This window comes from Cupriavidus necator A5-1, assembly GCF_000744095.1.
In the GTDB taxonomy this organism is placed as follows: Bacteria; Pseudomonadota; Gammaproteobacteria; order Burkholderiales; family Burkholderiaceae; genus Cupriavidus; species Cupriavidus necator_A.
In genome coordinates this window covers 1333251-1359261 of sequence record NZ_JQLI01000008.1, presented here as the reverse complement: position 1 = coordinate 1359261, position 26011 = coordinate 1333251, and the positions used below count along the sequence as shown (strand labels likewise).

Genomic DNA, 26011 nt, shown 5'->3' with positions numbered 1-26011 from the left:
CATGGCACCCGCAACATCCCACTCCGACGCCCCGCGCCGCCGGCTGGCAGCGCTGCTGCTGGCTGCGGCCACTACCGCCGCCTGCTGGGGACTACTCCCGCCCGCGGCGCACGCCCAGGGCGCCTCCGGCGCCACGCCGGCATCGCAGGCCGCCGCCAGCGCCCGCCCCGCCTGGGCCGAGCTGAGCCCGGTCAACCAGCGCATCCTGGCGCCGCTGCAGCCGCTGTGGGACACGCTGCCGGAACTGAACCGGCACAAGTGGCTGCGCATCGCCGAACGATACCCGAAGTTCTCGCCGGCAGAACAGGCCCGGCTGCAGGCGCGCATGGCCGAGTGGGTCAAGATGACGCCGCAGCAGCGCCGCCTGGCACGCGAGAACTACCAGATCACCCGCTCGCTGCCGGCCGAGAAGAAGGCAGAAGCCTGGGACAAGTATCAGCAGCTCCCGGAAGAGCAGAAGAAAAAGCTGGCCGCCGCCGACCGCGTACCGCGCCGGCCCGGCGCCGTCAGCGCGCTGCCCAGCGGCAAGCGCCTGCCCAGCGACACCAGCAAGCAGATCCGCCACGAGCCAAAGTCGACCAGCGCCCATGCGGGCAGCCGCAACGCGGGCAAGCCGGCCAGCGAAGCCCAGGCGGCTTCCGCGCCGGCCGTGGCCGCGGCGGCATCGGCGCCAGCCGCGCCAGCCGCGGCACCCGCCGCACCAGTGGCGCCCGCTACTCCCGCCACGACGACTGCAGAGGGCAGCACCGAAGCCGCCTCGGCGTCGGAAACCACCTCGCGCCAATAACACTGGCTAACCTCGCCGGGTAACCCGCAAGCCATTTGCGGCAGGCCCTTTGGCATAATGGCCGTCTTGCCCCGGGCGCGGCGCGTCTCGCGCCCGCCCTGCTTCCGTCGCCTTCCATGCCCGCTGCCATCCAAGACTCCAATCCCGCCGCAGCTCCTGCCCCTGCCGCGCCGCCCCTGCGCCGCCGCTTCGCCTGCATGCTGTACGAGGGCGTGTTGCTGTTCGGCGTGCTGAGCGCGTCCACCGCCGCCTACCTGCTGGCGCGGCCGCTGCTGCAACGCATCGGCGCGGACGGTCCGCTGACCATCCAGCTGTGGAGCTTCCTTGTGATGGGGCTGTACTTCACCTGGTTCTGGCAGCGCACCGGCCAGACCCTGGCGATGCAGACCTGGCGCATGCGCGTGGAGAACGCCGCCGGCGTGCCGCCGCGCTGGCCGCAGGCGGCGCTGCGCTATGTGCTGGCATGGCTGTGGCTGCCGCCGTCGGCCGCGGTCGGCCACCTGCTGGGGCTGGTGAAAGGCCCGTTCGTCGGCGTGCTGTGCGCCGGCCTGCTGATCTGGATCCTGCTGGCCTGGCTCGATCCGCGCCGCCAGTTCCTGCACGACCGCCTGGCCGGCACGCGGCTCACCGACTTGCGCCCGCCACCCAAGCCATGAGGCTGTCGGCGGCCGGCATCCGCCGTATCGCGGTGGCTTTGCAGACGGCCGCGGCGCTGGGCATCGCCACCGCACTGGTGCAGTGGGGCGGCTGGCCATGGGCCGGCGCCGTGATCGCCGGCGTGGCCGTCATCTTTGGCGGACTTGCCAGCGGCATTGCAATCGCCTTCGCCATGACCGACCGCGGCCTGTGGGTCGGCCGCGGCAATCACCCACCTGCCCCGCCCGCCGAGCTGGCCGCCACCCGGCGGCCCTTGCGCCTGCCTGACGCGCTGCGCTGCTACCTGACCGAATGTGTGGCCGTGCTGCGCATGTTCGACTGGCTGCAGCCGTTCCGCGCGCACGCGCCCTTTGCCGCGCCGGCCGACGCCCTGCCCGGCCGCAACGCGCCGCCGGTGCTGCTGGTGCACGGCTATGCCTGCGGACACGCCATCTGGCTCGACATGCAGCCGGCGCTGGCCGCCGCCGGCTACCGCTGCGCAGCGATCGACCTGGAACCGGTGTTCGGCGATATCGACGACTATGCGCACGCGCTGCTGGCCGCCATCCGACGCCTCACCGCCGAGACCGGCCGCGCCCCACTGCTGGTATGCCACAGCATGGGCGGCCTGGCCGCGCGCGCCGCGCTGCAACTGGCCGGCGACGAAGACGCCTGCGCCGGCGTGGTGACGCTGGGCAGCCCCCACCACGGCAGCGCGCTGGCGCGCTTCGGCGGTGGCGACAATGCGCGCCAGATGCGCTGCGGCAGCCCGTGGCTGCGCGCGCTGGCGGCCGCGGAAACCCCGCGCCTGCGCGCGCGCATGATCTCGGTGTTCAGCTGGCACGATTCGATCGCCGGGCCGCCCTGCACCGGCTGGCTCGACGGCGCCGGGCATATCCCGCTATCGGGCATCGGGCATGTGTCGCTGCTGCGGCATCCGGAGGCGGTGCGGGCGGTGCTTGATGCGCTGGGCGAATTGGCTGGGCGGGGGCGCTGACTGGGCCCGCTGAGATCGCTGGCTTACTTCCCTTTTTAGCGCGAGCGTGTCAAGCCGGCACCCCTCTCCCACCTGCCCTGAGGGGGAGAGGGAGAACACCTTGCTTAGGCAAGCTCGGGCGGCCTTGGTGCACCCAAAACCGTTGGCCTTGCTGGCGTTGTCCTTTTCCATTTCATATGGCAGTCATGTTTCCGTCACGGCACCGTCATCGCACGCTGGCTGAATGCAGCCATCGCCGCAACCGGGACCGCCATGGTGCAAGCAATCCGATCTGCCCGCGGATATCTGTCGAGGGCTGTGCAACTGACGCAACGGCTGGGCCGCAGCCCAGAAAGCGGCTGGGGGAGTGATCCCAACAGCGTCGCCGCGCTGACCGCCTTCATGCCGCCGGGCCTGGATGCCGCAACGCTGGCCCCGCCGCGCGAGCAGCAGGACGCCTACCCGCCCGAGCCGCACCCGATCCACCGCTACCGCGCCATCTGGCTGTCTGACATCCACCTGGGCACGCCCGGCTGCCAGGCCACCTACCTGCTGGACTTCCTCAAGCACAACGAGTCCGAGCAGCTCTACCTGGTCGGCGACATCATCGATGGCTGGCAGCTGCGCCGCGGCTGGTACTGGCCGCAGAGCCACAACGACGTGGTGCAGAAGCTGCTGCGCAAGGCGCGCAAGGGCGCCGAGGTGATCTACGTGCCCGGCAACCATGACGAGGGCGCGCGCCAGTTCGACGGCATGGCCTTCGGCGACATCACCGTGCGCGAAGAAGCCATCCACGTCACCGCCACCGGGCGCCGGCTGTGGGTGGTGCACGGCGACCTGTTCGACGGCGTGGTCCAGCACGCGCGCTGGCTGGCCTACCTGGGCGATTCGCTGTACACGATGATCCTTGCGATGAACCGCCATTTCAACCGCCTGCGCGCGCGGCTGGGCTTTCCGTACTGGTCGCTGTCGCAGTACCTGAAGCACCAGGTCAAGAACGCGGTCAACTACATCAGCGCGTTCGAGACCGCGATGGTCGAGGAGGCGCGCCGGCGCGGCTGCGACGGCGTGGTCTGCGGCCATATCCACAAGGCCGAGATCCGCGAGCTCAACGGCCAGCTCTACTGCAACGACGGCGACTGGGTCGAAAGCCTGTCGGCGCTGGTCGAGACCATGGAAGGCGAACTGAAGATCGTCTACTGGACCACGCTGCTGGACCCGCCCGCCCCCGCCCCCGCCCCGCCACGCGCCGCCGCCGCCGCGCCGCCGTGGCCAGCTGAGCCCCGCCGGCGCGCCGCGCGCGCCGGTCACTCCCATCCGCATTGCCCTTCCACCGCCCCCTAGGAGGCTGCATGAAGATAATGATCGTCACCGATGCCTGGGAACCGCAGGTCAACGGCGTGGTGCGTACGCTCAAGTCCACGCGCCGCGAGCTCGAGGCCATGGGCCACACGGTCGACATGATCACGCCGCTGGAATTCCGCACCGTGCCGTGCCCGACCTACCCCGAGATCCGCCTGTCGCTGCTGCCGTCGGCACGCGTGCAGCGCCGTATCGAAGCCTTCGGCCCCGACGCGCTGCACATCGCCACTGAAGGCCCGCTCGGCCTGGCCGCGCGGCGCCATGCGATCCGCCGCAAACTGCCTTTCACCACCGCCTACCACACGCGCTTTCCGGAATACGTGCACGCCCGCTTCGGCATCCCGCTGACCTGGACGTATCGCTTCCTGCGCTGGTTCCACGGCCCGGCGCGCGCCCTGATGGCGCCCACGCCGGTGGTGCTGGAGGACCTGCACAGCCACGGCATCACCCACGGCGTGCTGTGGACGCGCGGCGTCGACCTGGACGTGTTCACGCTGCAGCGCCCCAACGTGCTCAACACCGCTCACCCGATCTTCCTGTACGTGGGTCGCGTGGCGGTGGAGAAGAACGTCGAGGCCTTCCTCTCGCTGGACCTCCCCGGCTCGAAGTGGGTGGTCGGCGACGGCCCCGCGCTGGCGGCGCTGCGCGCGCGCTATCCGGGGGTCAACTACCTCGGCGTGCTGAGCCAACCGGAACTGGCCCGGGTGTATGCTTCGGCTGACGTGTTCGTGTTCCCGAGCCGCACCGACACCTTCGGGCTGGTGCTGCTGGAAGCGCTGGCCAGCGGGCTGCCCGTGGCGGCGTATCCAGTCACCGGCCCGATCGATGTGCTGGGCGACAGCCCCGCGGGCGTGATGCACGAAGACCTGCGCGAAGCCTGCCTGGAAGCGCTGCGCATCGACCGCGCCACGGCCCGAGCCCATGCCGAGCGGTTCTCGTGGCGCGCCGCTTCCGAGCAGTTCCTGGCCCATCTTCGGCCCTTCGCTGCCGGCAAGCCAGGCAGCGCGGCGGCCCAACCCGCATCCCAAAGCCATGCCGAAACCCCATCCGGAACTGCCGTCCGACCCGCCTCTGCAGAGGCCGCCGCAGGCAGTCCAGAGCGCTGACTATTCGATCGAGCAGAATCCCCACAAGGGCAACCGCGGCCTGACGCGCGCCTGGCACGCAGCCATCAATTCGCTGTCGGGGCTACGTTATGCGGTGCTCGAGGAGAGCGCGTTCCGCCAGGAACTGACGCTGGTGGCGATCCTAGCGCCGTGGGCATTCGTGCTGCCGTTGGGCGTGGTCGAGCGCATCCTGCTGCTGGCCACGCTGCTGATCGTGCTGATCGTCGAGCTGCTCAACTCCAGCGTCGAGGCGGCGATCGACCGCATTTCGCTGGAGCGGCACAGCCTGTCCAAGCGCGCCAAGGATTTCGGCAGCGCCGCGGTAATGCTGGCGCTGGTGCTGTGCGGCGGCACCTGGATCGCCATCGCCGGACCGCACGTGGTGCACTGGGTGCGGACGCTGGCGGGCTGATCCGTCACTCGCCGGGTGTGCCGGCAGCAGGGGCCGGGGCCGATTGCTTATAATCGCTACCCTGCCACGATTCACCGATCGCCCGGACGCCCATGGAACCGAAACCGCAAACCGGCCCCCGCCGCACCAGGGACCGCATCCTCGACGTCTCGCTGCGCCTGTTCAATGAAGTCGGCGAACCGAACGTCACCACCACCACGATCGCGGAAGCGATGGAGATCAGCCCCGGCAATCTCTACTACCACTTCCGCAACAAGGACGACATCATCAACTCCATCTTCGTGCGCTTCGAGCAGGAGATGGAGCGCCGCCTGAAGATGCCGGACGACCGCAAGGCCACCCTGGACGAAAGCTGGGGCTACCTGCAGTACATGTCCGAGTTCATGTGGAACTACCGCTTCCTGTATCGCGACATCAATGACCTGCTGGCGCGCAACCGGATGCTGGAGACCAACTTCAAGCGCATCGTCGAGCAGAAACAGCGGTTCGCGCACGAGATCTGCCGCCAGTTCATCGAAGACGGCGAGATGGAGGCGACGCCCGAGCAGGTCGAGGCCATCTGCACCAACATAGTGGTGATCGCCACCTACTGGCTGTCGTTCCAGTTCGTGCAGCATCCGCGCCAGTACAACGATCCCGAGCAGATCCGCGGCTACCTGCACGGCTCGAGCTATCACATCTTCTCGATCCTGGCCCCCTACCTGCGCGGCCGGCCCCGGGAAGCCTTCGACCAGCTTGCGCGCGACTACGCGGCAACCAAGGCAGCCGCCGAAGCGGCAAAGGAAAAGAAGTGAAATCCGTCTGCGTCTATTGCGGCTCCAACTCCGGCAACCGCCCCGAATACGCCGAGGGCGCGCGCCTGCTCGGCCGCACGCTGGCCGAAAGCGGCCTGGCGCTGGTCTATGGCGGCGGCAAGGTGGGCCTGATGGGCATCGTCGCCGATGCCGTGCTCGAGCACGGCGGCAGCGCCATCGGCATCATTCCCGACGCGCTGATGCAAAAGGAAGTCGGCCACCTCGGCCTGACCGAGCTGCACGTGGTGCGCAATATGCACGAGCGCAAGCAGATGATGGCAGACCGCGCCGATGCCTTTATCGCCATGCCAGGCGGCGTGGGCACCTTCGAGGAGCTGTTCGAGACCTTTACCTGGCTGCAGCTGGGCTATCACGACAAGCCGGTGGGCCTGCTCAATATCGGCGGGTTCTATGACGGCTTGCTGGGCTTCCTCTCCCATGCTGTCCAGGAAGGTTTCATGAAGCAGGTGCATGCCGACCTGCTGCACGTGGCCGACACGCCGGCCGCGCTGCTGGCGCAGCTGGCCGCCGCGCCGCGCGTGCGTGTGGACAAGTGGCAGCAGGCGCGCGACAAGACCTGAACGCGCCCCCGCCGCCGGGCTTCGTTCAGAACGACGAGCCCGGCTGCCGCAGGAACGCCAGTTCCTGCGCGGTACTCTGCCTGCCCAGCACCGCATTGCGGTGCGGGAAGCGGCCATAGCGCGCGATGATCACGCGGTGCTTCTCGGCCCACTCCACCACATCCACCTTCCCGCCGCTGGCTTCGCGCAGCTGCGTCGTCAACCGCACCGCCTCGTACTGGTCTTCCAGCGCTTCCGAATGCTCGAACGGCATGTAGCAGAACATGCGGTGGTGGTCGGTCGGCAGCGCGCGGTCCATGCCGGTGGCGACGATGCGCTTGGCCAGGGCCAGCGCCTGCGCATCGGTGGCAAAGCTGCGCGGATCATTGCGGAACATGTTGCGCGGGAACTGGTCGAGCAGCACCACGCGCGCGCACGCGCCCTCGGGGGTGACCGACCAGTCGTCCGTGGCGCCATCGTGCGCGGCCTGCCAGTCGGCGAAGAACTGATGCCGGATCTGCGCATCGAATTCATCCGACTTGGTGAACCAGGCGCGGCGCTCGGTGTTCCAGCCGGCCGACCCAGGCGTTTCGAACCAGAAATCGAGCACGCGCCGGGCGGCTTCAGGCAACGGGGCTGTCATGAGGCAGGAAGTCCTTTCTGCTCTTGGTCTTGGTATTGAACGGCAGGCGCCTCAGCGCGCCACGTTGCGCATCCAGTCGGCGGTCTGGAAGAACGCCTGCATCAGGCGCAGCTGCAGTTCCTCGGTCAGGCCGACGTCCTGCATCGCCAGCGCCATGCAGCGCATCCACTGGTCGCGCTCGCTGACGCCGATCTCGAACGGCATATGGCGCGCGCGCAGGCGCGGATGGCCGAAGCGCTCGATGAAATGGTTGGGGCCGCCCAGCCAGCCGCACAGGAACCAGAACAGCTTGTCGCGCGAGCCCTCGAGCGAGGGCGGATGCAGCGCGCGCAGCCCGGCGAACTCGGGTTCCAGGTCCATCAGGTCGTAGAAACGGTCGACCAGCTCGCGCACGCGCGCTTCGCCGCCGACCAGTTCAAAGGCGGTCACCTCGGGCTTGTCGTTGGATTCAGTACTCATCACACACTCGATCCGCGCGGCCGCAGTGGCTCAGTGAAGTTGAGCTTCAGGCATCACGCAAGGTCGCCAGCGCGGGCTGGCGCAGCACTTCGCGCAGGCCCAGCCAGCCGCCGGCAAAAGCGCACAGCATGCCAGAAACCACGCCGACCGGCACGATCCAGGCATTGAAGCGGTACGGGAAGTCAAAGACGAACTGCGACAGCCCCCAGCCCACCGCGATCGCGCCCAGGCTCGCCAGGAATCCGGCCAGCCCGCCCACCACCAGGAATTCGGCGTACTGCGTCTGCCGCACCAGCGCGGCCGACGCGCCCAGCGCCTTGAGCAGGCCGGCGTCGCGCATGCGCTCGTCGCGTGCGCCGGACAGCGCCGCGTACAGCACGGTCACGCCCGCAGCCAGCGTGAAGATAAACAGGAACTCCACCGCCGCGATCACCTGGTCCAGGATGTCCTGGATCTGGCGCAGGATCATGTCGGTATTGACCACGGTGATGTTGGGAAAGGCCGCGATCAGCCGGTTGCCCAGCGCCGCGCTGGCCGCCGGCAGGTGGAACGAGGTGATATAGGTCTCGGGCAGCCCCTGCATCGCCTGCGGCGGCAGGATCACGAAGAAGTTGACCCGCATCGAGCCCCAGTCCAGCTTGCGCAGCGAGGTCACGCGCGCCTGCACGCGCTGGCCCGCCACGTCGAAGCGCAGCGTGTCGCCGAGCCGGATGCCCAGCGTCTTGGCGATGCCCTCCTCCACCGACGCGCCCGCTTGCGCGCCATCCGAGCCGTTGGACCAGCGCCCCGCGATCACGCGGTTGCCTTCTGGCAGCGCATCGGTATAGGACAGGTTGAACTCGCGCTCCACCAGGTTGCGCGCGCGCCCGTCCTCGAAGCTGTCGCCGCGGATCGCGCGCTCGCCGATATGGGTCAGGCGCCCGCGTATCATCGGGTACAGCAGGTCGTTGATGCCCGCACCCGCCAGCATCTTGCGCAGCGGTTCGCGCTGGTCGGGCTGGATATTGATGATGAAGCGGTTGGGCGCATCGGCCGGCGTGGCGCTGCGCCACGAGTCGACCAGGTCGTTGCGGGTCATGCCGAGCAGCAGCAGCGCCATCAGCCCCACCGCCAGTGCCACGGTCTGCAGCACCGTCACCCCGCGGCGCCTCTCCAGCACCGCCAGCGCGAAGCGCCAGCCCATCGCCGTGCGGCCGCGCAGGCGCCCGCGCATCAGGCGCGACAGCAGCGTCAGCAGCGCCAGCGCCAGCACCCCGAACACCACCCCCGCGGCAACAAACCCGCCCGCCGTGGTCAGTCCCAGCCGCAGGTCGCGCGCGGCCACCAGCAACAGCGAAACAAAGGCGCCCAGGCCCAGCGCATAGGCCACCCATGCCGACACCGGCGGCAGCCCGATATCGCGCCGCAGCACCCGTAGCGGCGCCACGCGCGTCAGCGCCAGCAGCGGCGGCAGCGCAAAGCCCGTCAGCAGCACCAGCCCCGCCAGCACGCCCACCAGCGCCGGCAGCAGCGACGGCTGCGGCAAGGACACCTTGAGCAGGCCGCCCAGCGACAGCAGCAGCCCGTAGTGCGCCAGATAGCCGATCAGCACGCCGGCCAGCGCGCCGGCCGCGCCCACCAGCAGGAACTCAAGCCCGAACGTGCGCAGGATCTGCCCGCGCGTCAGCCCCAGGCACTTGTAGACCGCGCAGGCATCGGTGTGGCGCTGCATATAGCGGCGCGCCGACATGGCGATCGCCACCGCCGCGATCATCGACGACAGCACCGCCACCAGCGACAGGAAGCGCTCGGCCCGGTCCAGCGTCGCGCGCATCTGCGGCTGGCCCGATTCCAGCGACTCGATCCGGGTGTTGCGCAGCTTGCGGCGCTCGATCTCGTCCCGCGCCCACTTCTGGTAGCTGGCGCCCGCGGCGTCGGGGCCGGCCACCAGCAGGCGGTAAGTGACGCGGCTGCCCCAGCCGACCAGCCCGGTGCCCTCCAGGTCCGACAACGGCATCAGCACGCGCGGCGCGAAGTTCATGAAGCCGGTGCCGCGGTCCAGTTCCTGCGTGATGACGCGGTCGATGCGGAAGGTGCGGCTGCCGAGCTGCAGCGTATCGCCCACGGCAACGCCCAGCGCGCCCAGCAGCGCTTCGTCGACCCACACCGTGCCGGGCACGGGAATGCCCTCGGCGGGCCCCTCAGTTGCGCCGGGTGCGCTGGCCACCTTGAGCCTGCCGCGCAGCGGATAGCCGTCGGTCACGGCCTTGAGCGCGGCGAGCTGGCTGGGCGCGTCGCCGCCGGCCGGCGCCTTGCCGTTGGCGGTGGCCATGCTCGGGAACGTGACAGTCTGTGCGACCGCCAGCCCTGCTGCGCGCGCGCGCTCGGCGAAGGCCGCATCGAAAGGCTGGTCCGACACCAGCAGCACATCGGAGGCGATCATCTGGCGCGCATCGCGCTCCAGCCCCAGGCGCATGCGATCGGCCATGAAGCCGACGCTGGTCAATGCCGCCACCGCCAGCACCAGTGCGAACAGCAGCAGGTAGAGCTCCCCCGCCAGCCAGTCGCGCCGCGCCATGCGCAGCGCCTGGCGCCAGGCGGAGAAACGGCCGCCGTGCGCAGTGCGCGTGCCGGCGACAGCGGGACTGGCGGGGGTGGTCGGGGCAATGGCGGACTCGGGGGGCATCGGATTGTTCGGTTCTTGGATCCCGGCGGCGGTTCGCCTCGGGTCAATCAGGGAAAGCCGGCGGTAATGGCGGTATTCAGCGCCCGCCGGGCAAGGTATCGGGTCGTTCGGTCCTGCCGCGCAGGCTTGCATGCAGCCGGCGCACGCCGCGCCACAGCTTGGGAATCAGCCAGATCGCGACCACCAGGAACACCACCAGCATGACCAGGAACACCACCGGCAGGAAGAATGCCAGCAGCAGGCTGCCGGCCGCGGTCAGGTCTTCAGTGAATGAGGCCGCCCAATTGGAGAACGGTTCCGGCGACACGTTGATCAGCGCACGCGTGCCGGCCTTGGCCGCATGCGCGGTGCCGGCCAGCGTGCCGCCGATCAGGCCCGCGGCCACCACCCACTGCGGGTCAAGCTGGCCGAAGGCCGCGGCCGCCAGGATGGCGCCGGCGGGAATGCGCACGAAGGTATGGATGCCGTCCCAGACCGAATCGAAGCCCGGCACCTTGTCGGCGACGAATTCGGCCAGGGCCAGCACCGCGGCCACGCCGATGACCCACCACGATTCCAGCGGCTGCAGCCCGGGCGGCAACTCCAGCAAGCCCAGGCGCGCCAGCACGCCGGCGGCGAACACGGCGAGGTAGAGGCGAAAACCACTGGCCCAGGACAGGCCCGCGGCCAGCGCGGCGGTTTCCAGCATGGGGCTCCTTGCAAGGGCGGGCGCAAACGTAGTGCGCCCTCGCATGGAGTGTAATACGGACCGGGCAGGCGGCGCGGCGGCGCGCCTTCAGTTCTCTTCCTTGCCGTCCGGCCCGAACCACGGCAGCGCCTCCTGCGGCGTCATGATGCCCACCGGCTCGGCCATGGTGTAGCCCGGCAGCGCTTCGATGCGCCGGGCGAAGGCGGGATCGGCAAGCAGCCCCAGCAGTGGGGCCATCCAGCCGGCGGTCTGGTCGTTCTTGCGCAGCGCCAGGTAATACGCCTCGCGCGTCAGCGGCACGAAGCCCAGTCCGTGCGCCTCGGCATTCATGCGCAGCCCGAAGCCGACCTGCGCGCGCCCGCCGTGCACCGCCTCGGCCACCTTCTCGTTGCTGAATTCGGTCCCTTCATAACCGGCGATCTGGTCCGGGTACAGCCCCTGCGCGGCCAGCAACTGGTCGAACAGCATGCGCGTGCCCGAACTGCGCTGCCGGTTGACGAAGCGTGCCTGGGTGCGCGCCAGGTCGCGCAGGTCGCGGATCTCGCGCGCCACTTCGGGGGCGACGATCAGCCCCTGCTCGCGCCATGCCAGCCGCAGCAGCCGCACCGACGCCGGCCGCAGCCACTTGCGCAGCGTCACGTGCGCCACCGAGCCCGCGGTCTGCACCGGCGAGACGTAGAAGCCGGCCAGCTCGGATTGCCGCTCCTGCAGGCAGATCAGCCCTTCGACACTGCCGCAGAACACGGTATCGAGCTGCAGCGGTGTGCCGGCCTGGCCGAGCGCGCCGGCCAGCACCTCCACCGCCGGGTCATGGCTGCCGGTGAAATGCACGCTCGTCTGCGGCTGCTGGGCGTCATCCAGCTCGGCGATGAACTCCGCCATCGCCTTCTGCACCGCCGGCTCGATCGACTCGCGCAGGCGCAGTTCGGCGCGCAGTAGGCGCTCGCCAAAGCGCGTCAGCGAGGCGCCACGCCCGCGCTCCATGTCCAGCATGCTGCGCCCGAACATTTCCTCCCAGGCACGCATCACGCCCCAGGCGTGGCGATAGGACAGGCCGATCTCGCGCGCGGCGCGGTGTAGCGAGCCGGTTTCGCGCACGGCCTTCAGCAGCTGGAACACCTTGCCGTTGGCGCGCGGATTGTCGTCCGGCGCGATCACGGGGAACAGGTCAAAGCGGAACGTCATATGTTCTGCCTTGCATATTTACTTTTCGATTTTGACTGCATGACAATGAATACCCCGTCCCTTATGTAGTTTGTCTCATTCTCTACGATCCTCGCAGGGAATAGCAATTATGTCGGCAAAAACATAATACAAAGGAAGCAGACTATGTCGCCCAGCCTCGCCCAACGGCTGCCCCGTCACCTGCGCCGCGCCGCGGCCATTGCCTGCCTGGCGCTGCTGTCCGCGGCCCATGCCGGGGAACTGAAGTTGGCCACCACCACCAGCACCGAGAACTCCGGCCTGCTGAAGTACCTGCTGCCGCGCTTCGAGCAGAAGTCCGGCGTCAACGTGAAAGTGATCGCGGTCGGCTCGGGCAAGGCCATGAAAATGGGCGAGATGGGCGACGTCGACGTGCTGCTGGTCCACGCCCGCAAGATGGAAGACGCCTTCGTCGCCGCCGGCTATGGCGTGAACCGGCGCGACGTCATGTACAACGACTTCATCGTGGTGGGCCCGGCCAACGACCCCGCCGGCATCAAGGGCGGCAAGGACGTGCTGGCCGGCCTGCGCAAGCTCGCCGGCAGCGGCAGCAAGTTCATCTCGCGCGGCGACAACTCCGGCACCGACGTGATGGAGAAGGAGTACTGGAAGCAACTGGGCATCGAGCCCAAGGGCCAGCCGTGGTACGTCAACGCCGGACTGGGCATGGGCGAGGTGCTGACCATGGCGGCGCAGATGCCGGCCTATACCCTGTCAGACCGGGCCACCTATGGCGCCTATCGCGCCAAAACCGGCCTGGCGATCGCGGTGGAAGGCGATCCGAAGATGTTCAATCCGTACGGGATCATCGCGGTGAATCCGGCCAAGCATCCGGGCACCAACTACACGGACGCGATGAAGCTGGTGGAGTGGATGACGTCGAAGGAAGGGCAAGAGGCCATCGCCAGCTACAAGGTCGAGGGGGAGCAGTTGTTCTTCCCGGACTACAAGACGCAGACGGTACAGAAATAACGCTTAAGCGAGACCTGCCTCAGCCCGCCTCGGTCTCCAAGCGCGGCAACTGTGGCAGGTCCGTCGCCACCTCCGCAATCATCCGCCGCATCCACATCACATCCGGCGCTGCATGGCAGCGCTCGTGCCAGAGCTGGTAAAAGCGCATGCGCGGGAACGACACCGGCGACGGCACCATCCGGATCGGCAGGTACTGCGCATAGTGCGCCGCAAACTGACGCCCGGTGGTAAAGACCATGTCGGTCTTCATCAGCACATACGGCACCAGCCCGAAATACGGCAGCGTCACCTGGATATTGCGCTTGTACCCCTGCTCGGCCAGCGCCTGGTCGATCATGCTGCGCTGCATCGATGCATAGGGCGCCGGCGCCAGGTGCGGCATCTCCAGGTAGTGCTTGAGCGTCAGTCCCTTGCGCGCGAGCGGGTGCTGCGCGCCGAGCATGCACACCACCTCGTCGTCGAACAGCGGCGAGATATGCAGGTGCTCGGGTGGCGACAGCCAGTTGCCGACCACGATATCGAGCTGCCCCTGCTCCAGGTCCTCCAGGAAGTCCGACGACGAGGTCATCGGGTGCACGAACAGCTTGGCGCCGGGCGCCAGCCGGCGCACGCGCTCGACAATATTGGGCAGGAAGAAGGCGTCCAGGTAGTCCGGCGCGCCCAGGTGGAAGGTGCGCGTGGTGGTGGCCGGGTCGAACTGCTGCGGCGGACGGGCGATGCGCTCCATCGCCGCCAGGCTCTGCTCGGCAAGCGCCAGCAGTTCGCGGCCGCGCTCGGTCGGCACCATGCCGTTTTTGCCCCGCACCAAAATGGCGTCGCCGGTGATCTCGCGCAGCCGCTTCAGCGTGTTGCTGATGGCGGGCTGTGACTGGCCCAGGCGCACGGCGGTACGGGTGACGCTCTGCTCGGTCAGCAGGGTGTGCAGCACCCGCAGCAAATAGGTATCGAGATGGTCGCGTCCGTGCATGGCGATAGCGGCCCTCCGGCGGGGGCCGGATGGGTGGCGTGGGGGATGGGAACGGCGCATAGTGTATGACACGCACCCCACAATCGGTCAAATCCGCACCCAACTGGCTCCGCCGGCTCCGTGCGGCGGGACACCGACCGGCGTGCCTGCTGATGGCGCATATCACCTGGGCCGAATATTGCATGAAAGGCCTGGGTGCTATGTTTCCGCCATCACCAAAAGAGAGAAGACCATGGAGACGCAAACCATCCGCTTTTTCCACCGCGGCCAGGTCAAGGAAGTATCCGACGCCCCCATTTCCCGCACCGTGCTGCAATACCTGCGTGAGGACGCGCGCTGCACCGGCACCAAGGAAGGCTGCGCAGAAGGCGATTGCGGCGCCTGCACCGTCGTGATCGGCGAGCTGCAGGACGGCGGCGACATCGAATTCAAGGCGGTCAACTCCTGCATCCAGTTCCTGCCCACGCTCGACGGCAAGGCCCTGATCACGGTCGAAGACCTGCGCCAGACCGACGGCACACTGCACCCGGTGCAGGAAGCCCTGGTCGAATGCCACGGCTCGCAGTGCGGCTTTTGCACTCCGGGTTTCGTGATGTCGCTGTGGGCGCTGTACCAGCAGCACACCCCCGGCGGCGAAGCCCCCTCGCGCCAGACCATCTGCGACGCGCTGACCGGCAACCTGTGCCGCTGCACCGGCTACCGCCCGATCATCGACGCCGGCGAGCGCATGATGGCGCTGCCCGCCCCCGCGGCCAACAAGCTGGACCCGAAACAGATCGCCGAGACGCTGCGCAACCTGAAGCGCGGCGAGACCTTCCGCTACCGCGCGCAAGGCCAGGAATTCCTCGCGCCGCGCACCGCGGCCGAGTTCGGCACGATCAAGGCGGCGCAGCCCGATATCCGCATCCTGGCCGGCAGCACCGACGTCGGCCTGTGGGTGACCAAGCAGTTCCGCGAACTGGGCAACCTGCTCTACGTGGGCCAGGTGGAGGACCTGAACCAGATCGAGGAGCGCGACGGCATGATCGAGATCGGCGCCGCCGTGACGCTCGAGAAAGCCTATGCCGCGCTGAACGCCGCCCACCCCGAGCTGGAAGAAATGTGGAAGCGCTTTGCCTCGCTGCCGATCCGCAATGCCGGCACGCTGGGTGGCAATATCGCCAACGGTTCGCCGATCGGCGACTCGATGCCGGCGCTGATCGCGCTGGGCACGGAAGTGGTGCTGCAGCACGGCGAGACGCGCCGCACGCTGCCGCTGGAAGACCTGTACCTAACTTACCAGAAGACCGCGATGCAGCCGGGCGAATTCGTCGCCGCGCTGCGCGTGCCGGTGGCGGGCCCGCAGCACTTTCGCACCTACAAGCTGTCCAAACGTTTTGACGAGGATATTTCCGCCGTGTGCGCCGCATTCGGCATCACCGTGCAGGACGGCATCGTCAAAGCGGCGCGCATCGCCTTCGGCGGCATGGCCGCCACGCCCAAGCGCGCCACCGCCACGGAAGCGGCCCTGACCGGCCAGCCGTGGAACGAAGCCACCGCCCGCGCCGGCATGGCCGCGCTGGCGCAGGACTACACGCCGCTGACAGACATGCGCGCGACCGCGTCGTACCGCAGCCGCGGTGCCGCCAACCTGCTGTACCGCTTCTGGCTGGAAACCAGCAACGAAGCGCTGCCCGCGGCAGCCGTCAACGTCCGCGCCCCGGGCGCCGGGTCTGCGACGACCCCTATTGCCATCGTCACGGCCTGAGCCAGAGAAAAAGGAAAGCATCGGCATGAACAAGCAAACCGAACCCTTCCTGCTCGACGCCAGCGTCGCCGCCGAACCGGTTCCGCAGGTCGGCATCTCGCGTCCGCATGAATCCGCCCACCTGCACGTGGCCGGCACCGCCACCTACACGGATGACATCCCCGAGCTGGCCGGCACGCTACACGCCGCGCTCGGCATGAGCACCCGCGCGCACGCCCGCATCAAGTCGATCTCCCTCGACAAGGTGCGCGCCGCGCCCGGCGTGGTGGCCGTGCTGACGGTGGACGACATCCCCGGCAGCAACGACTGCGGCCCGATGATCCACGATGACCCGATCCTGGCGCGCGACGTGGTGCAGTTTATCGGCCAGCCGGTCTTTATCGTGGTGGCGAGCTCGCATGATGCCGCCCGCTGCGCCGCGCGACTGGGCGTGATCGAATATGAGGACCTGCCGCCGGTGCTGTCGCCGGAGGCCGCGCATCAGGCCGGCAGCTATGTGCTGCCGCCGATGCACCTGAAGCGTGGCGAAGCCGTCGCGCATATCGCCGGCGCCGCCCACCAGGACAGCGGCAAGATCCGCCTGGGCGGCCAGGAGCAGTTCTACCTGGAAGGCCAGATCTCCTATGCCGCGCCGCGCGAGAACGACGGCATGCATGTGTGGTGCTCGACCCAGCACCCGACCGAAATGCAGCACGCGGTCTCGCACATGCTGGGCTGGCATGCGCACCAGGTGCTGGTCGAGTGCCGCCGCATGGGCGGCGGCTTCGGCGGCAAGGAATCGCAGTCGGCACTGTTTGCCTGCTGCGCCGCGCTCGCTGCCTGGAAGCTGATGTGCCCGGTCAAGCTGCGTCCGGACCGCGACGACGACATGATGATCACAGGCAAGCGCCATGACTTCGTGTTCGACTATGAAGTCGGCCACGACGACGAAGGCCGCATCGAGGGCGTCAAGGTCGAGATGGTGTCGCGCGCCGGTTTCTCCGCCGACCTGTCGGGTCCGGTGATGACCCGCGCCATCTGCCACTTCGACAACGCCTACTGGCTGCCGAACGTGCAGATCGACGGCTACTGCGGCAAGACCAATACGCAGAGCAACACCGCCTTCCGCGGTTTCGGCGGCCCACAGGGTGCGTTCGCGATCGAGTACATCCTGGACAACGTGGCCCGCAACGTCGGCAAGGATTCGCTCGACGTGCGCCGCGCCAACTTCTACGGCAAGACCGAGAACAACGTCACGCCTTATGGCCAGACTGTGGAAGACAACGTCATCCACGAACTGATCGACGAACTGGTGGCGACCAGCGAATACCGCGCCCGCCGCGAGGCCACGCGCGCGTTCAATGCGCAGAGCCCGATCCTGAAGAAGGGCATCGCCATCACCCCGGTGAAGTTCGGCATCTCGTTCAACGTGGCGCACTTCAACCAGGCCGGCGCGCTGGTGCACGTCTACAACGACGGCTCGGTGCTGGTGAACCACGGCGGCACCGAGATGGGCCAGGGCCTGAATACCAAGGTGGCGATGGTGGTGGCACACGAGCTCGGCATCCGCATGGAGCGCGTGCGCGTGACCGCGACCGATACCAGCAAGGTGGCCAACACCTCGGCCACTGCCGCATCGACCGGCGCCGACCTGAACGGCAAGGCCGCGCAGGACGCCGCGCGCCAGATCCGCGAGCGCCTGGCGGCCTTTGCCGCGCGCAAAGCCGGCGTGGAACCGTCTGAAGTCAGCTTCAACGATGACCTCGTCAGCGCGGGCGAGCTGCGCCTGTCGTTCGGCGACCTGGCGCGCGAGGCCTATGTGTCGCGCGTGCAGCTTTGGTCCGACGGCTTCTACACCACGCCCAAGCTGCACTGGGACCAGAGCAAGCTGCACGGCCGCCCGTTCTACTACTACGCCTACGGCGCCGCCTGCTCCGAGGTGCTGGTGGACACGCTGACCGGCGAATGGAAGCTGCTGCGCGCCGACGCGCTGCACGACGCGGGCCGCTCGCTGAACCCGGCGATCGACATCGGGCAGGTGGAAGGCGCGTTTATCCAGGGCATGGGCTGGCTGACCACCGAGGAACTGTGGTGGAACAAGGACGGCAAGCTGATGACGCACGCGCCATCCACGTACAAGATCCCGACGGTCAACGACTGCCCCGAGGAATTCAACGTACGCCTGTACCAGAACCAGAACGTCGAAGACAGCATTTACCGCTCCAAGGCGGTGGGCGAGCCGCCGCTGCTGCTGCCGTTCTCGGTGTTCTTCGCGATCCGCGACGCGATTGCCGCGGTGGGCGACTACCGCATCAATCCGCCGCTGAAGGCGCCGGCCACCAGCGAGGCGATCCTTGACGCGGTGGACGCCGTGCGCGAGACCGCGGCGCAGGCAACCGAATCAGCCGCCGAATCCGCGACCGAAGCGACGGCCTGACCGATGGCAAGGAAGCGCGTGCCTGCGGGCGCCCCGGACTTTCCCCCCTCGACTGCGTTGACAGGCGAGGGGCCGGTGGAAGAAGCAGGCGCGCGCCACCTCTGACACACAAGCAATACCAAGCATCTCCACAAGGCCCCCGACATGCAGGACGCACCGCTCAAACCCTTCCGCTTCGCCGACGCCGCCCGCATGGTGCGCGCCGGCGTGCCGGTGGCGATGGTCACCATCGTCGAGGTCAAGGGCTCCGCGCCGCGCGAGCCGGGCATCCGCATGCTGGTCAGCGCCGACGATTTGGTCGGCACCATCGGCGGCGGCCACCTGGAGTGGCGCGGCATGGATATCGCGCGCGAGATGCTGGTGCGTGGTGAAGCACGGCGGATCGAGCGCATCCCCCTCGGGCCAGCACTGGGCCAGTGCTGCGGCGGCGTGGTGCAGCTGGCGTTCGAGGTGCTGGACGAAGCCGACCTGGGCTGGCTCGATGCGGTCGAACGCCATTTCGACGCCGGCAAGGCGCTACAGCGGCAGGTGCCGGCCAGCGGCGCGGTCACCTGTGGCGACAGCCACGCCGTCATCCCCGGCGTCGTGCTGCACGCCGACGGCAGCTGGACCGACACGCTGGTGCCCGACACCATGCACGTGGTGCTGTTCGGCGCCGGCCATGTCGGCCATGCGCTGGTCAAGGTGCTGGCCACGCTGCCGTGCCGCGTGCACTGGGTCGACGAGCGCGACACGCTGTTCCCCGGAGGCCTGCCCGACAACGTCGAGGCCGAGGCCAGCGACACGCCCGAGGCCGTGGTCGCGCAGGCACCCGCCGGCAGCTACTTCCTGGTCATGACGCACAGCCATGCGCTCGACCAGACCCTGTGCGAAGAAATCCTGAAGCGCACCGATTTCGCCTACTTCGGGCTGATCGGTTCCAAGACCAAGCGCGCGCGCTTTGAACACCGCATGGCCGAGCACGGCATCGACCCGGCCCGGTTTGCGGAAATGACATGCCCCATGGGGGTTCCGGGGATCACCGACAAGGCTCCGGCTATGATTGCGGTAGCCATCGTCGCCCAGCTGCTCCAGGTCCGCGAACAGCGCCTTGCCGCGCTGCGGGCGGGCCGCCCGGAGGCGGTGCATCCCTGAACCCGTGCCGCCGGCCTGCCGGCAGGTACAGAAAAGCCCAGAAACGAGGCCCCCATGACCATCGATGCCGCACTCGCGGACAAGATCCGCCGCACTCCCAAGGCCGAACTGCATGTGCATATCGAAGGCACGCTCGAGCCGGAACTGATCTTCCGGCTGGCCCAGCGCAACCAGGTCGCGCTGCCCTACCCGAGCGTCGAGGCACTGCGCGCCGCCTACGCCTTCACCGACCTGCAGTCGTTCCTGGATATCTACTACGCCGGCGCCAGCGTGCTGCTGACCGAGGAAGATTTCTTCGACATGACCATGGACTACGTCAAGCGCGCCGTCGCCGACAACGTCCGCCATGCCGAGATCTTCTTCGATCCGCAGACCCATACTGCGCGCGGCGTGCCGATCGGCGTGGTGATCGACGGCATCGCCGATGCCTTGGCGCAGGCGCGCACCGAGTATGACTTCTCCAGCAGCCTGATCCTGTGCTTCCTGCGCCATCTGTCGGAGGAAGACGCCTTTGCCACGCTGGACGCCGCGCTGCCCTACCGCGACCGCTTTGTCGGCGTCGGCCTGGATTCGTCCGAGCAGGGCAACCCGCCCGAAAAATTTGCGCGCGTGTTCGCAAGAGCGCGCGAGCTGGGCCTGAACCTGGTGGCCCACGCGGGCGAGGAAGGCCCGGCGCAGTACGTCACCGACGCGCTCGACATCCTCAAGGTACAGCGCATCGACCACGGCGTGCATGCCATCGACGATCCCGCGCTGGTCGAGCGCCTGGCGCGCGAGCGCGTGGCGCTGACGGTGTGCCCCCTGTCCAACGTCAAGCTCAAGGTCTATCCCGACCTGCGCGACCACCCGCTCAAGCGCATGCTCGATGCCGGCGTGATGATCACGCTGCATTCCGACGACCCGGCTTATTTCGGTGGCTACATGAACGCCAACTGGGAAGCCACCTTCGATGCACTGCCGCTGGACGCGGCCGATGCCCACAAGCTCGCGCGCAACAGCTTTGAAGCGGCCTTCCTGCCAGCCATGCAGAAGGCCGAGTACCTGGCGGAAGTCGACCACTTCTGGTCGAGCCCGCCCAACTCCCCGCCCGCAACGGCCCCCGCGGCCTGAGCGCCGGCGCATGCCAATAGCCCGGCCTGCAGCGCGTTGCGCGCAGGCCGGCCAGAAGAGACAAACCATGACGACCACCCCCAAGACCCCCTCCCTGACCCGCGCCATCCGCGGCCGCGTGCTGCATTTCCTGCGCGACCCGCAGTTCCATGAGGACGCGTATCAGTATTGGGACGACGGGGTGCTGATCGTCACGGCCGGGCGCATCGCCGCCGCCGGCGACTACACCGAGCTGGCCGCGCGCATCCCGGCCGACGCCGAGATCGTCGACCATCGCGGCAAGCTGATCGTGCCGGGCTTTATCGACACCCACGTGCACTACCCGCAGACCGACATGATCGCGTCGCCGTCGCCGGGCCTGCTGCACTGGCTCGACACCTACACCTTCCCCGAAGAGCGCCGCTTTGCCGATCCCGACTACGCGCGCGGCGTGGCCGGCTTCTTCACCGAAGAACTGCTGCGCAACGGCACCACCAGCGCGGTGGTCTGGAGCACCGTGCACAAGGCCTCTGCCGAGGCGCTTTTTGCCGAAAGCGAGGCGCGCAACCTGCGCATGGTCACCGGCAAGGTGATGATGGACCGCAACTGCCCCGAGTTCCTGCGCGACACCGCCGAGAGCGGTGCGCAGGATTCCGCCGACCTGATGTCGCGCTGGCATAACAAGGGGCGCCTGGGCTACGCCATCACCCCGCGCTTCGCGCCGACCTCGACCGAAGCGCAACTCGCCGCCTGCGGCGAGCTGGCACGCGCCTACCCCGACGCCTTTATCCAGACCCACGTCGCCGAGAACCGCGACGAGGTCAGATGGGTCGCCGAGCTGTTCCCGGATGCGCGCAGCTACCTCGACGTCTACGACCGCTACGGCCTGCTGCGCCCGGGCGCGATGTACGGCCACGCCATCTACCTGGACCAGGACGACCGCCGCCGCCTGGCCGACAGCGGCGCCGCGGTGGCGCACTGCCCCACCTCCAACCTGTTCCTCGGCAGCGGCTTCTACGATTTCCACCAGTCCGACGCCAACCGCCTGAACGTGACGCTGGCCACCGACGTGGGCGGCGGCACCTCGTTCTCGATGTTCCGCACCATGAACGCGGCGCACAAGGTGGCGCGCATGGGCGGCTACTACCTGACCGCGCTGCGCATGTTCTACCTGGCCACGCGCGCCGCCGCCGAAGCACTCGGCTGGACCGACCGTGTCGGCAGCTTCAGCGAAGGCTGCGAGGCCGACTTCATCGTGCTGGACCCCAAGGCCACGCCGCTGATCGCCCGCCGCAACAACCGGTCGGAAACGCTGGAAGAGGAGCTGTTCGCCTTTGCCATGCTGGGCGACGACCGCGTGATCGACAGCGTCTATGTGATGGGTGAGGCCACCGCTGTTCCGGCCGCCTGATCCGCCACTTTCCGTCCCCATCCGCCCGCCGCCTCGCGGCGGGTGTGCTTTTACCGCTTCCCGCGTTCCTCCGGCTTGACGCCCGTCAAGATCGTTCCGGGCAAAGCCTTCTAACCTTTGAGATTCCGCCGCGGCTCATTTGCACCTGGCCGCGCCGAAACCAATTCGATCGCAAACAGAAGGTTCTGCATGACCGCTTTCCAATCCGCGCATCGCGCCCATGCCCCCCATGCCGCGCCCAACGATACGCCACACTGCGCGCCCCACAGCGCGCCCCTCCCGGAGCCGATCGCGCCGGACGCACCGCTGCCCTCGCGCAAGATCATCCGCGGCTGGCTGATTCCGCTGGGCCAGCGCAGCACGCCGCGCGCGCTGGCGCTGTTCGCCTTCGACTACCTGCTGTTCGCCGCCGTGCTGGCCGGCGTGGTGCTGGCCCAGCACTGGGCCGCCAAGCTCGCGCTGGGCGTGCTGGCGGGCCTGGTGATCGCGCGCCTGTTTATCATCGGCCACGATGCCTGCCACCAGAGCCTGACGCCGCGCCGCGGCCTGAACAAATGGCTGGGCCGGCTGACCTTCCTGCCCTCGCTGACGCCGTACAGCCTGTGGGAGGTCGGCCATAACGTGGTGCACCACGGCTACACCAACCTGAAGGGATTCGACTTCGTCTGGGCCCCATACTCGCTGGAAGAATTCAAGGCGCTCCCGCGCTGGCGCCGCGTGATGGAGCGCATCTACCGCACCGGCTTCGGCCCGGGCCTGTACTACCTGGTCGAGATCTGGTGGTGCAAGCTGTTCTTCCCGAGCAAGCGCCAGATGGCCACGCGCCGCCCGATCTTCCTGGGCGACTGCGTGCTGGTGGCGGCCTTCGGGCTGGCGTGGATCGGCGCGCTGGTCGGGCTGGCGTTCGCCACCAGCCAGTCGGTGTGGATGCTGGTCGGCGCCGGTTTCGTGCTGCCGTTCCTCGTATGGAACATCACTGTCGGCTTCGTGCTCTACGTGCACCACACCCACACCAGCGTGGCGTGGTACGACACCAAGGCGATGTGGGCCAAGGCGCAGCCGTTCGTCTCGACCACCGTGCACCTGCGCTTTCGCCACGGCATCGGCGCCGCCTTGCACCACATCATGGAACACACCGCCCACCACGTTGACATGAGCGTGCCGCTATACCGACTCAAGCGCGCCCAGGCGCTGCTGGAACACGCGCTGCCGGGCCGCATCATCATCGAGAACTTCTCCTGGCGCTGGTACTTCGACACTGCACGCCGCTGCAAGCTGTATGACTTCAAGGCGCTGTGCTGGACCGATTTCCGCGGCCGCCAGACCAGCGACAACGCGCCCGTGCCGGCCTGAACGCCGACACCCGCCATCCTGGCGGCGGTGGACGACCACCGCCGTTGCCGCTATAATCGTGGCTTCCATTGGGGAGTAGCCGCCCTGCTCTCACCGCGCCGCGCAATGCGGACTCCGGGAGACAGGGGCGTACGTCAACAGACTTGACCGCTTGCGGTTATGGCGTGCGCAGCTCCGGACCCGCCCGGCCTTGTTGTAATCGGCCCGGCAGCGTCCATGCCTGGCGAGACCGATGACCATACCTTTCTGGCCGGGCCGGGAAAGGTGTGCGTCATTGGCATCTCGCGATGCATTGCGGCCCGGTTCTCCCACAAAACAACATGGAAGCCTTCCTCGTCTCCACAGGCATCGTCGCCCTTGCTGAAATGGGCGACAAGACGCAATTGCTGTCGCTGGTGCTGGCCGCGCGCTATCGCAAGCCCGTCCCCATCATCCTCGGCATCCTGATCGCCACGCTGGTCAACCACGGCTTTGCCGGCGCGCTTGGCGGCTGGATCACGCAGGTGCTGGGCGAAAACCTGCTGCGCTGGATCCTGGGCCTGGGCTTTATCGCGATGGCGGCGTGGATGCTGATCCCCGACAAGCTCGACGACGCCGAACAGGCCAAGCCGGTCAAGGGTGCCATCGGCATCCTTGGCACGACCATCGTCGCCTTCTTCTTCGCCGAGATGGGCGACAAGACGCAGATCGCCACCGTGGCACTGGCCGCGCGCTTCAGCGAGGCGGTGATTCCGGTGGTGGCGGGCACGACCTTCGGCATGATGATCGCCAATGCGCCGGCGGTGCTGCTGGGTGACAAATTCGCCAACAAGATGCCAATCGCGCTAGTGCACAAGATTGCTGCCGCGATCTTCCTGGCGCTGGGCGTGCTGGCGTTGCTGAATATCGGCGGCTGAATCCCGCGGCCACTGCGCGCGCGATGCGCGCCTTGACGATCACCTCCCCGCATTCGAAACTGGACGGTGCACGCCAGGCGGAAGCACCCGTTGCCGTAAAGCCCCGGGCGCCTCCACCAAGGGCCGTGCAACACCCTGTCGAGGGAGGGGCCTAGGCAAGCGCGCAGGAGTTACCCGCTTCACATTCACCTGTGGATGCTGTTCGGGCCCCTGGTCCTGGCGGTTGGTGCGCTGACGTGCGGCATCCATTTCTTGATGACCAAGACGGCGCTGGAAGCGGCGGCGTCCGACGCGACACACCGGATCAGCCGGGAAACGCTCGACGAGGTGGACGACCTGATCGTGCCGGCGCAGATGGCCATCAAGCTGGTCAGCCACAGCTCGCTGGCCGAGGCGCGGTCAACCGACGCGCGGCTGGCGCGGCTGGCCCTGGTGCGTGACGCACTGGACACTTCGCCGGTGCTGCAGTCGATCTACATCGGCTATGCCGACGGCAGCTTCTTCTACGTCAGGTCATTGCGGGACGACGCCGACCGCGCGCTGTTCGATGCGCCCCGACAAGCCGCCTATGCCGTGCGCAGCGTGGAGCTGGCTGCACGACTGCGGCAAGGTCACCACGCTCGAATACATCATCGACAAGGCCACCAAGCTGGAAACGCTCTGCGACCGCATCCACGCGATCCGCATGCGCTTCGAGGTCCTCAAGCGCGACGCCGAGATCGCGTACCTGCGCGCGCGCCGGCGGCGAGGATGCCAACACTGCGCGGGAACGTCGCGATGCCGAGCTCAGGGCGCTGGACGACGACTTCCGGTTCGTGGCCACCTGCAACCAGGGCGCCGAGTTCATGGACGCCTCGCAGAAGGAACACCTGCTTCGCATCGCTGCCCGCACCTGGGAGCGGACGCTGGACGACCGCATCGGTATCTCGCAGGAAGAACTGGAGCGCAAGACCCATCGTCCGGCGGCGCCGCTGCCCGCGGTGGAACCGCTGCTCGCCGACAAGCCCGAACACGTGATCGCGCGTACCGCGCGCGACATGATCCCTCCGGACAACCCTTGGGGCTTCAGGCTGAACACGCCCAGGCATCTCTACGACCGCGGCGAACTGCATAACCTGCTGGTGGGGCGGGCACGCTGTCGGAAGAAGAGCTCTTCAAGATCGAAGAACATATCGTGCAGACGCAGGTCATGCTGTCACGCCTGCCGTTCCCGAAGCACCTGCGCCAGGTGCCGGAGATCGCCGGCAGCCACCACGAAAAAATGGACGGCACGGGCTACCCACGCCGGCTGCATCGCAACGAGATGAGCCCGCTTGCCAGGATGATGGCCATCGCGGATATCTTCGAGGCGCTGACGGCGGCGGACCGGCCCTACAAGAAGGCCAAGACCTTGTCGGAGTCGGTAGGCATCATGGCGATGGCCACGACGCAGCAGCACATCGATCAGGAGCTGTTCGAATTGTTCCTGAGCTCCGGCGTGTACCTGCGCTATGCCGAGCGCTTTATGCGGCCCGAGCAGATTGACGAAGTCGATCTTGCACAGTATGTGGGCCGTGGTGCGTCGCACGGGACCGCACCGGCCTGAAGGCACGCACGCATATAAAAAAACGGGGCACAAGGCCCCGTTCAAACCCTCGCCGGTCCGGTACTGACGGCTGCCGACTGCACAGCCCCCGGACCGTCGATCACCGATGCTCGGATTTCGCGGGCCGGCTCGCCGAGCCGGCCCCAATAC

24 protein-coding genes and 1 riboswitch are annotated in these 26011 nt (G+C 68.0%); of the genes, 18 read left to right on the top strand and 6 right to left on the bottom strand.

Annotated elements, in window-relative coordinates:
* Position 1: 1 nt before the first annotated feature.
* The 8 genes from K307_RS30410 (at position 2) to K307_RS30375 (ending at position 6654) form a co-directional block, all read left to right on the top strand.
* Complete coding sequence (locus K307_RS30410; protein WP_042883437.1) at positions 2–787, top strand: DUF3106 domain-containing protein; 786 nt, start codon at positions 2–4, stop codon at positions 785–787.
* 116 nt (positions 788–903) lie between these two features.
* Positions 904–1443: an RDD family protein gene (locus K307_RS30405; protein ID WP_042883436.1), complete on the top strand. Its 540-nt coding sequence runs from the start codon at positions 904–906 to the stop codon at positions 1441–1443.
* Positions 1440–2420: an esterase/lipase family protein gene (locus tag K307_RS30400; RefSeq protein WP_042884640.1), complete on the top strand. Its 981-nt coding sequence runs from the start codon at positions 1440–1442 to the stop codon at positions 2418–2420. The genes K307_RS30405 and K307_RS30400 overlap by 4 nt, the downstream gene beginning before the upstream one ends.
* A 252-nt stretch (positions 2421–2672) precedes the next feature.
* The gene (locus tag K307_RS30395) at positions 2673–3743 is read left to right on the top strand and encodes a UDP-2,3-diacylglucosamine diphosphatase (RefSeq protein WP_230626186.1); all 1071 of its coding nucleotides are present in this window, start codon (positions 2673–2675) and stop codon (positions 3741–3743) included.
* A gap of 8 nt (positions 3744–3751) precedes the next feature.
* Complete coding sequence (locus K307_RS30390) at positions 3752–4867, top strand: glycosyltransferase family 4 protein (RefSeq protein ID WP_042884639.1); 1116 nt, start codon at positions 3752–3754, stop codon at positions 4865–4867.
* Complete coding sequence (locus K307_RS30385) at positions 4794–5279, top strand: diacylglycerol kinase (RefSeq protein WP_080745267.1); 486 nt, start codon at positions 4794–4796, stop codon at positions 5277–5279. The genes K307_RS30390 and K307_RS30385 overlap by 74 nt, the downstream gene beginning before the upstream one ends.
* Before the next feature lie 92 nt (positions 5280–5371).
* Complete coding sequence (locus K307_RS30380; RefSeq protein WP_042884638.1) at positions 5372–6073, top strand: TetR/AcrR family transcriptional regulator; 702 nt, start codon at positions 5372–5374, stop codon at positions 6071–6073.
* Complete coding sequence (locus K307_RS30375; RefSeq protein ID WP_042884637.1) at positions 6070–6654, top strand: TIGR00730 family Rossman fold protein; 585 nt, start codon at positions 6070–6072, stop codon at positions 6652–6654. The genes K307_RS30380 and K307_RS30375 overlap by 4 nt, the downstream gene beginning before the upstream one ends.
* 25 nt (positions 6655–6679) lie before the next feature.
* On the opposite strand, the gene K307_RS30370 is transcribed toward K307_RS30375, so the two are convergent.
* The 5 genes from K307_RS30370 to K307_RS30350 all read right to left on the bottom strand — a co-directional run bounded on the left by K307_RS30370 (position 6680) and on the right by K307_RS30350 (position 12273).
* On the bottom strand, positions 6680–7276 hold the full coding sequence (locus tag K307_RS30370; RefSeq protein WP_042884636.1) for a DUF924 family protein: 597 nt from the start codon (positions 7274–7276) through the stop codon (positions 6680–6682).
* Between the two features lie 51 nt (positions 7277–7327).
* Positions 7328–7735, bottom strand: a complete 408-nt coding sequence (locus K307_RS30365) for a group II truncated hemoglobin (protein WP_042884634.1) — start codon at positions 7733–7735, stop codon at positions 7328–7330.
* A 46-nt stretch (positions 7736–7781) separates the two neighbouring features.
* Positions 7782–10400 carry an ABC transporter permease gene (locus K307_RS30360; protein ID WP_042884633.1) on the bottom strand — a complete coding sequence of 873 codons (2619 nt, stop codon included), beginning with the start codon at positions 10398–10400 and terminating at the stop codon, positions 7782–7784.
* Between the two features lie 76 nt (positions 10401–10476).
* A complete protein-coding gene (locus K307_RS30355) occupies positions 10477–11088 on the bottom strand; it encodes a DUF4126 domain-containing protein (RefSeq protein WP_042884632.1) in 612 nt (203 codons plus the stop codon).
* Positions 11089–11175: 87 nt separating this feature from the next.
* Positions 11176–12273 carry a substrate-binding domain-containing protein gene (locus K307_RS30350; protein ID WP_042884631.1) on the bottom strand — a complete coding sequence of 366 codons (1098 nt, stop codon included), beginning with the start codon at positions 12271–12273 and terminating at the stop codon, positions 11176–11178.
* Between the two features lie 144 nt (positions 12274–12417).
* On the opposite strand from K307_RS30350, the gene K307_RS30345 reads away from it, so the two are divergent.
* Complete coding sequence (locus K307_RS30345) at positions 12418–13263, top strand: extracellular solute-binding protein (RefSeq protein WP_042884630.1); 846 nt, start codon at positions 12418–12420, stop codon at positions 13261–13263.
* A 19-nt stretch (positions 13264–13282) separates the two neighbouring features.
* Here the strand turns inward: K307_RS30345 and K307_RS30340 are convergent, their stop codons facing one another.
* Positions 13283–14230 (bottom strand): LysR substrate-binding domain-containing protein, encoded by a 948-nt coding sequence (locus K307_RS30340; protein WP_042884629.1) that lies wholly within the window; start codon positions 14228–14230, stop codon positions 13283–13285.
* 232 nt (positions 14231–14462) lie between these two features.
* On the opposite strand from K307_RS30340, the gene xdhA reads away from it, so the two are divergent.
* The 9 genes from xdhA (at position 14463) to K307_RS49910 (ending at position 25861) form a co-directional block, all read left to right on the top strand.
* On the top strand, positions 14463–15977 hold the full coding sequence (gene xdhA / locus K307_RS30335; protein WP_042884627.1) for a xanthine dehydrogenase small subunit: 1515 nt from the start codon (positions 14463–14465) through the stop codon (positions 15975–15977).
* A 25-nt stretch (positions 15978–16002) separates the two neighbouring features.
* Positions 16003–18393 carry a xanthine dehydrogenase molybdopterin binding subunit gene (gene xdhB, locus K307_RS30330; RefSeq protein WP_042884626.1) on the top strand — a complete coding sequence of 797 codons (2391 nt, stop codon included), beginning with the start codon at positions 16003–16005 and terminating at the stop codon, positions 18391–18393.
* 144 nt (positions 18394–18537) lie between these two features.
* Positions 18538–19527, top strand: coding sequence for a xanthine dehydrogenase accessory protein XdhC (xdhC, locus tag K307_RS30325; RefSeq protein WP_042884625.1), 990 nt, complete (start codon positions 18538–18540; stop codon positions 19525–19527).
* Positions 19528–19581: 54 nt separating this feature from the next.
* Entirely contained in the window at positions 19582–20637 is a 1056-nt protein-coding gene (locus K307_RS30320) for an adenosine deaminase (RefSeq protein ID WP_042884623.1), read from the top strand.
* Between the two features lie 67 nt (positions 20638–20704).
* Positions 20705–22027 carry a guanine deaminase gene (gene guaD / locus K307_RS30315; RefSeq protein WP_042884622.1) on the top strand — a complete coding sequence of 441 codons (1323 nt, stop codon included), beginning with the start codon at positions 20705–20707 and terminating at the stop codon, positions 22025–22027.
* A gap of 189 nt (positions 22028–22216) precedes the next feature.
* Positions 22217–23380, top strand: a complete 1164-nt coding sequence (locus K307_RS30310) for a fatty acid desaturase (protein ID WP_042884620.1) — start codon at positions 22217–22219, stop codon at positions 23378–23380.
* A gap of 50 nt (positions 23381–23430) precedes the next feature.
* Positions 23431–23636: riboswitch (yybP-ykoY riboswitch) on the top strand.
* Between the two features lie 64 nt (positions 23637–23700).
* Positions 23701–24276 carry a TMEM165/GDT1 family protein gene (locus tag K307_RS30305; RefSeq protein WP_042884619.1) on the top strand — a complete coding sequence of 192 codons (576 nt, stop codon included), beginning with the start codon at positions 23701–23703 and terminating at the stop codon, positions 24274–24276.
* 195 nt (positions 24277–24471) lie between these two features.
* Positions 24472–25293: a hypothetical protein gene (locus K307_RS49915; RefSeq protein ID WP_230626184.1), complete on the top strand. Its 822-nt coding sequence runs from the start codon at positions 24472–24474 to the stop codon at positions 25291–25293.
* A gap of 118 nt (positions 25294–25411) precedes the next feature.
* The gene (locus K307_RS49910) at positions 25412–25861 is read left to right on the top strand and encodes an HD-GYP domain-containing protein (RefSeq protein WP_419187204.1); all 450 of its coding nucleotides are present in this window, start codon (positions 25412–25414) and stop codon (positions 25859–25861) included.
* The last annotated feature ends 150 nt before the right edge of the window (positions 25862–26011 follow it).

Bases quoted from the DNA above. Each gene is read 5' to 3' on its own strand.
- K307_RS30345 (WP_042884630.1), top strand. From the start codon at position 12,418: ATGTCGCCCAGCCTCGCCCAACGGCTGCCCCGTCACCTGCGCCGCGCC.
- guaD (WP_042884622.1), top strand. From the start codon at position 20,705: ATGACGACCACCCCCAAGACCCCCTCCCTGACCCGCGCCATCCGCGGC.
- K307_RS30350 (WP_042884631.1), bottom strand. From the start codon at position 12,273: ATGACGTTCCGCTTTGACCTGTTCCCCGTGATCGCGCCGGACGACAAT.
- K307_RS30405 (WP_042883436.1), top strand. From the start codon at position 904: ATGCCCGCTGCCATCCAAGACTCCAATCCCGCCGCAGCTCCTGCCCCT.
- K307_RS30370 (WP_042884636.1), bottom strand. From the start codon at position 7,276: ATGACAGCCCCGTTGCCTGAAGCCGCCCGGCGCGTGCTCGATTTCTGG.
- K307_RS49915 (WP_230626184.1), top strand. From the start codon at position 24,472: ATGCTGTTCGGGCCCCTGGTCCTGGCGGTTGGTGCGCTGACGTGCGGC.
- K307_RS30365 (WP_042884634.1), bottom strand. From the start codon at position 7,735: ATGAGTACTGAATCCAACGACAAGCCCGAGGTGACCGCCTTTGAACTG.
- K307_RS30410 (WP_042883437.1), top strand. From the start codon at position 2: ATGGCACCCGCAACATCCCACTCCGACGCCCCGCGCCGCCGGCTGGCA.
- K307_RS30395 (WP_230626186.1), top strand. From the start codon at position 2,673: ATGGTGCAAGCAATCCGATCTGCCCGCGGATATCTGTCGAGGGCTGTG.
- K307_RS30320 (WP_042884623.1), top strand. From the start codon at position 19,582: ATGACCATCGATGCCGCACTCGCGGACAAGATCCGCCGCACTCCCAAG.
- K307_RS30390 (WP_042884639.1), top strand. From the start codon at position 3,752: ATGAAGATAATGATCGTCACCGATGCCTGGGAACCGCAGGTCAACGGC.
- K307_RS30360 (WP_042884633.1), bottom strand. From the start codon at position 10,400: ATGCCCCCCGAGTCCGCCATTGCCCCGACCACCCCCGCCAGTCCCGCT.
- K307_RS30310 (WP_042884620.1), top strand. From the start codon at position 22,217: ATGACCGCTTTCCAATCCGCGCATCGCGCCCATGCCCCCCATGCCGCG.
- K307_RS30355 (WP_042884632.1), bottom strand. From the start codon at position 11,088: ATGCTGGAAACCGCCGCGCTGGCCGCGGGCCTGTCCTGGGCCAGTGGT.
- xdhA (WP_042884627.1), top strand. From the start codon at position 14,463: ATGGAGACGCAAACCATCCGCTTTTTCCACCGCGGCCAGGTCAAGGAA.
- K307_RS30305 (WP_042884619.1), top strand. From the start codon at position 23,701: ATGGAAGCCTTCCTCGTCTCCACAGGCATCGTCGCCCTTGCTGAAATG.
- K307_RS30380 (WP_042884638.1), top strand. From the start codon at position 5,372: ATGGAACCGAAACCGCAAACCGGCCCCCGCCGCACCAGGGACCGCATC.
- K307_RS30400 (WP_042884640.1), top strand. From the start codon at position 1,440: ATGAGGCTGTCGGCGGCCGGCATCCGCCGTATCGCGGTGGCTTTGCAG.
- K307_RS30385 (WP_080745267.1), top strand. From the start codon at position 4,794: ATGCCGAAACCCCATCCGGAACTGCCGTCCGACCCGCCTCTGCAGAGG.
- xdhB (WP_042884626.1), top strand. From the start codon at position 16,003: ATGAACAAGCAAACCGAACCCTTCCTGCTCGACGCCAGCGTCGCCGCC.
- K307_RS30340 (WP_042884629.1), bottom strand. From the start codon at position 14,230: ATGCACGGACGCGACCATCTCGATACCTATTTGCTGCGGGTGCTGCAC.
- xdhC (WP_042884625.1), top strand. From the start codon at position 18,538: ATGCAGGACGCACCGCTCAAACCCTTCCGCTTCGCCGACGCCGCCCGC.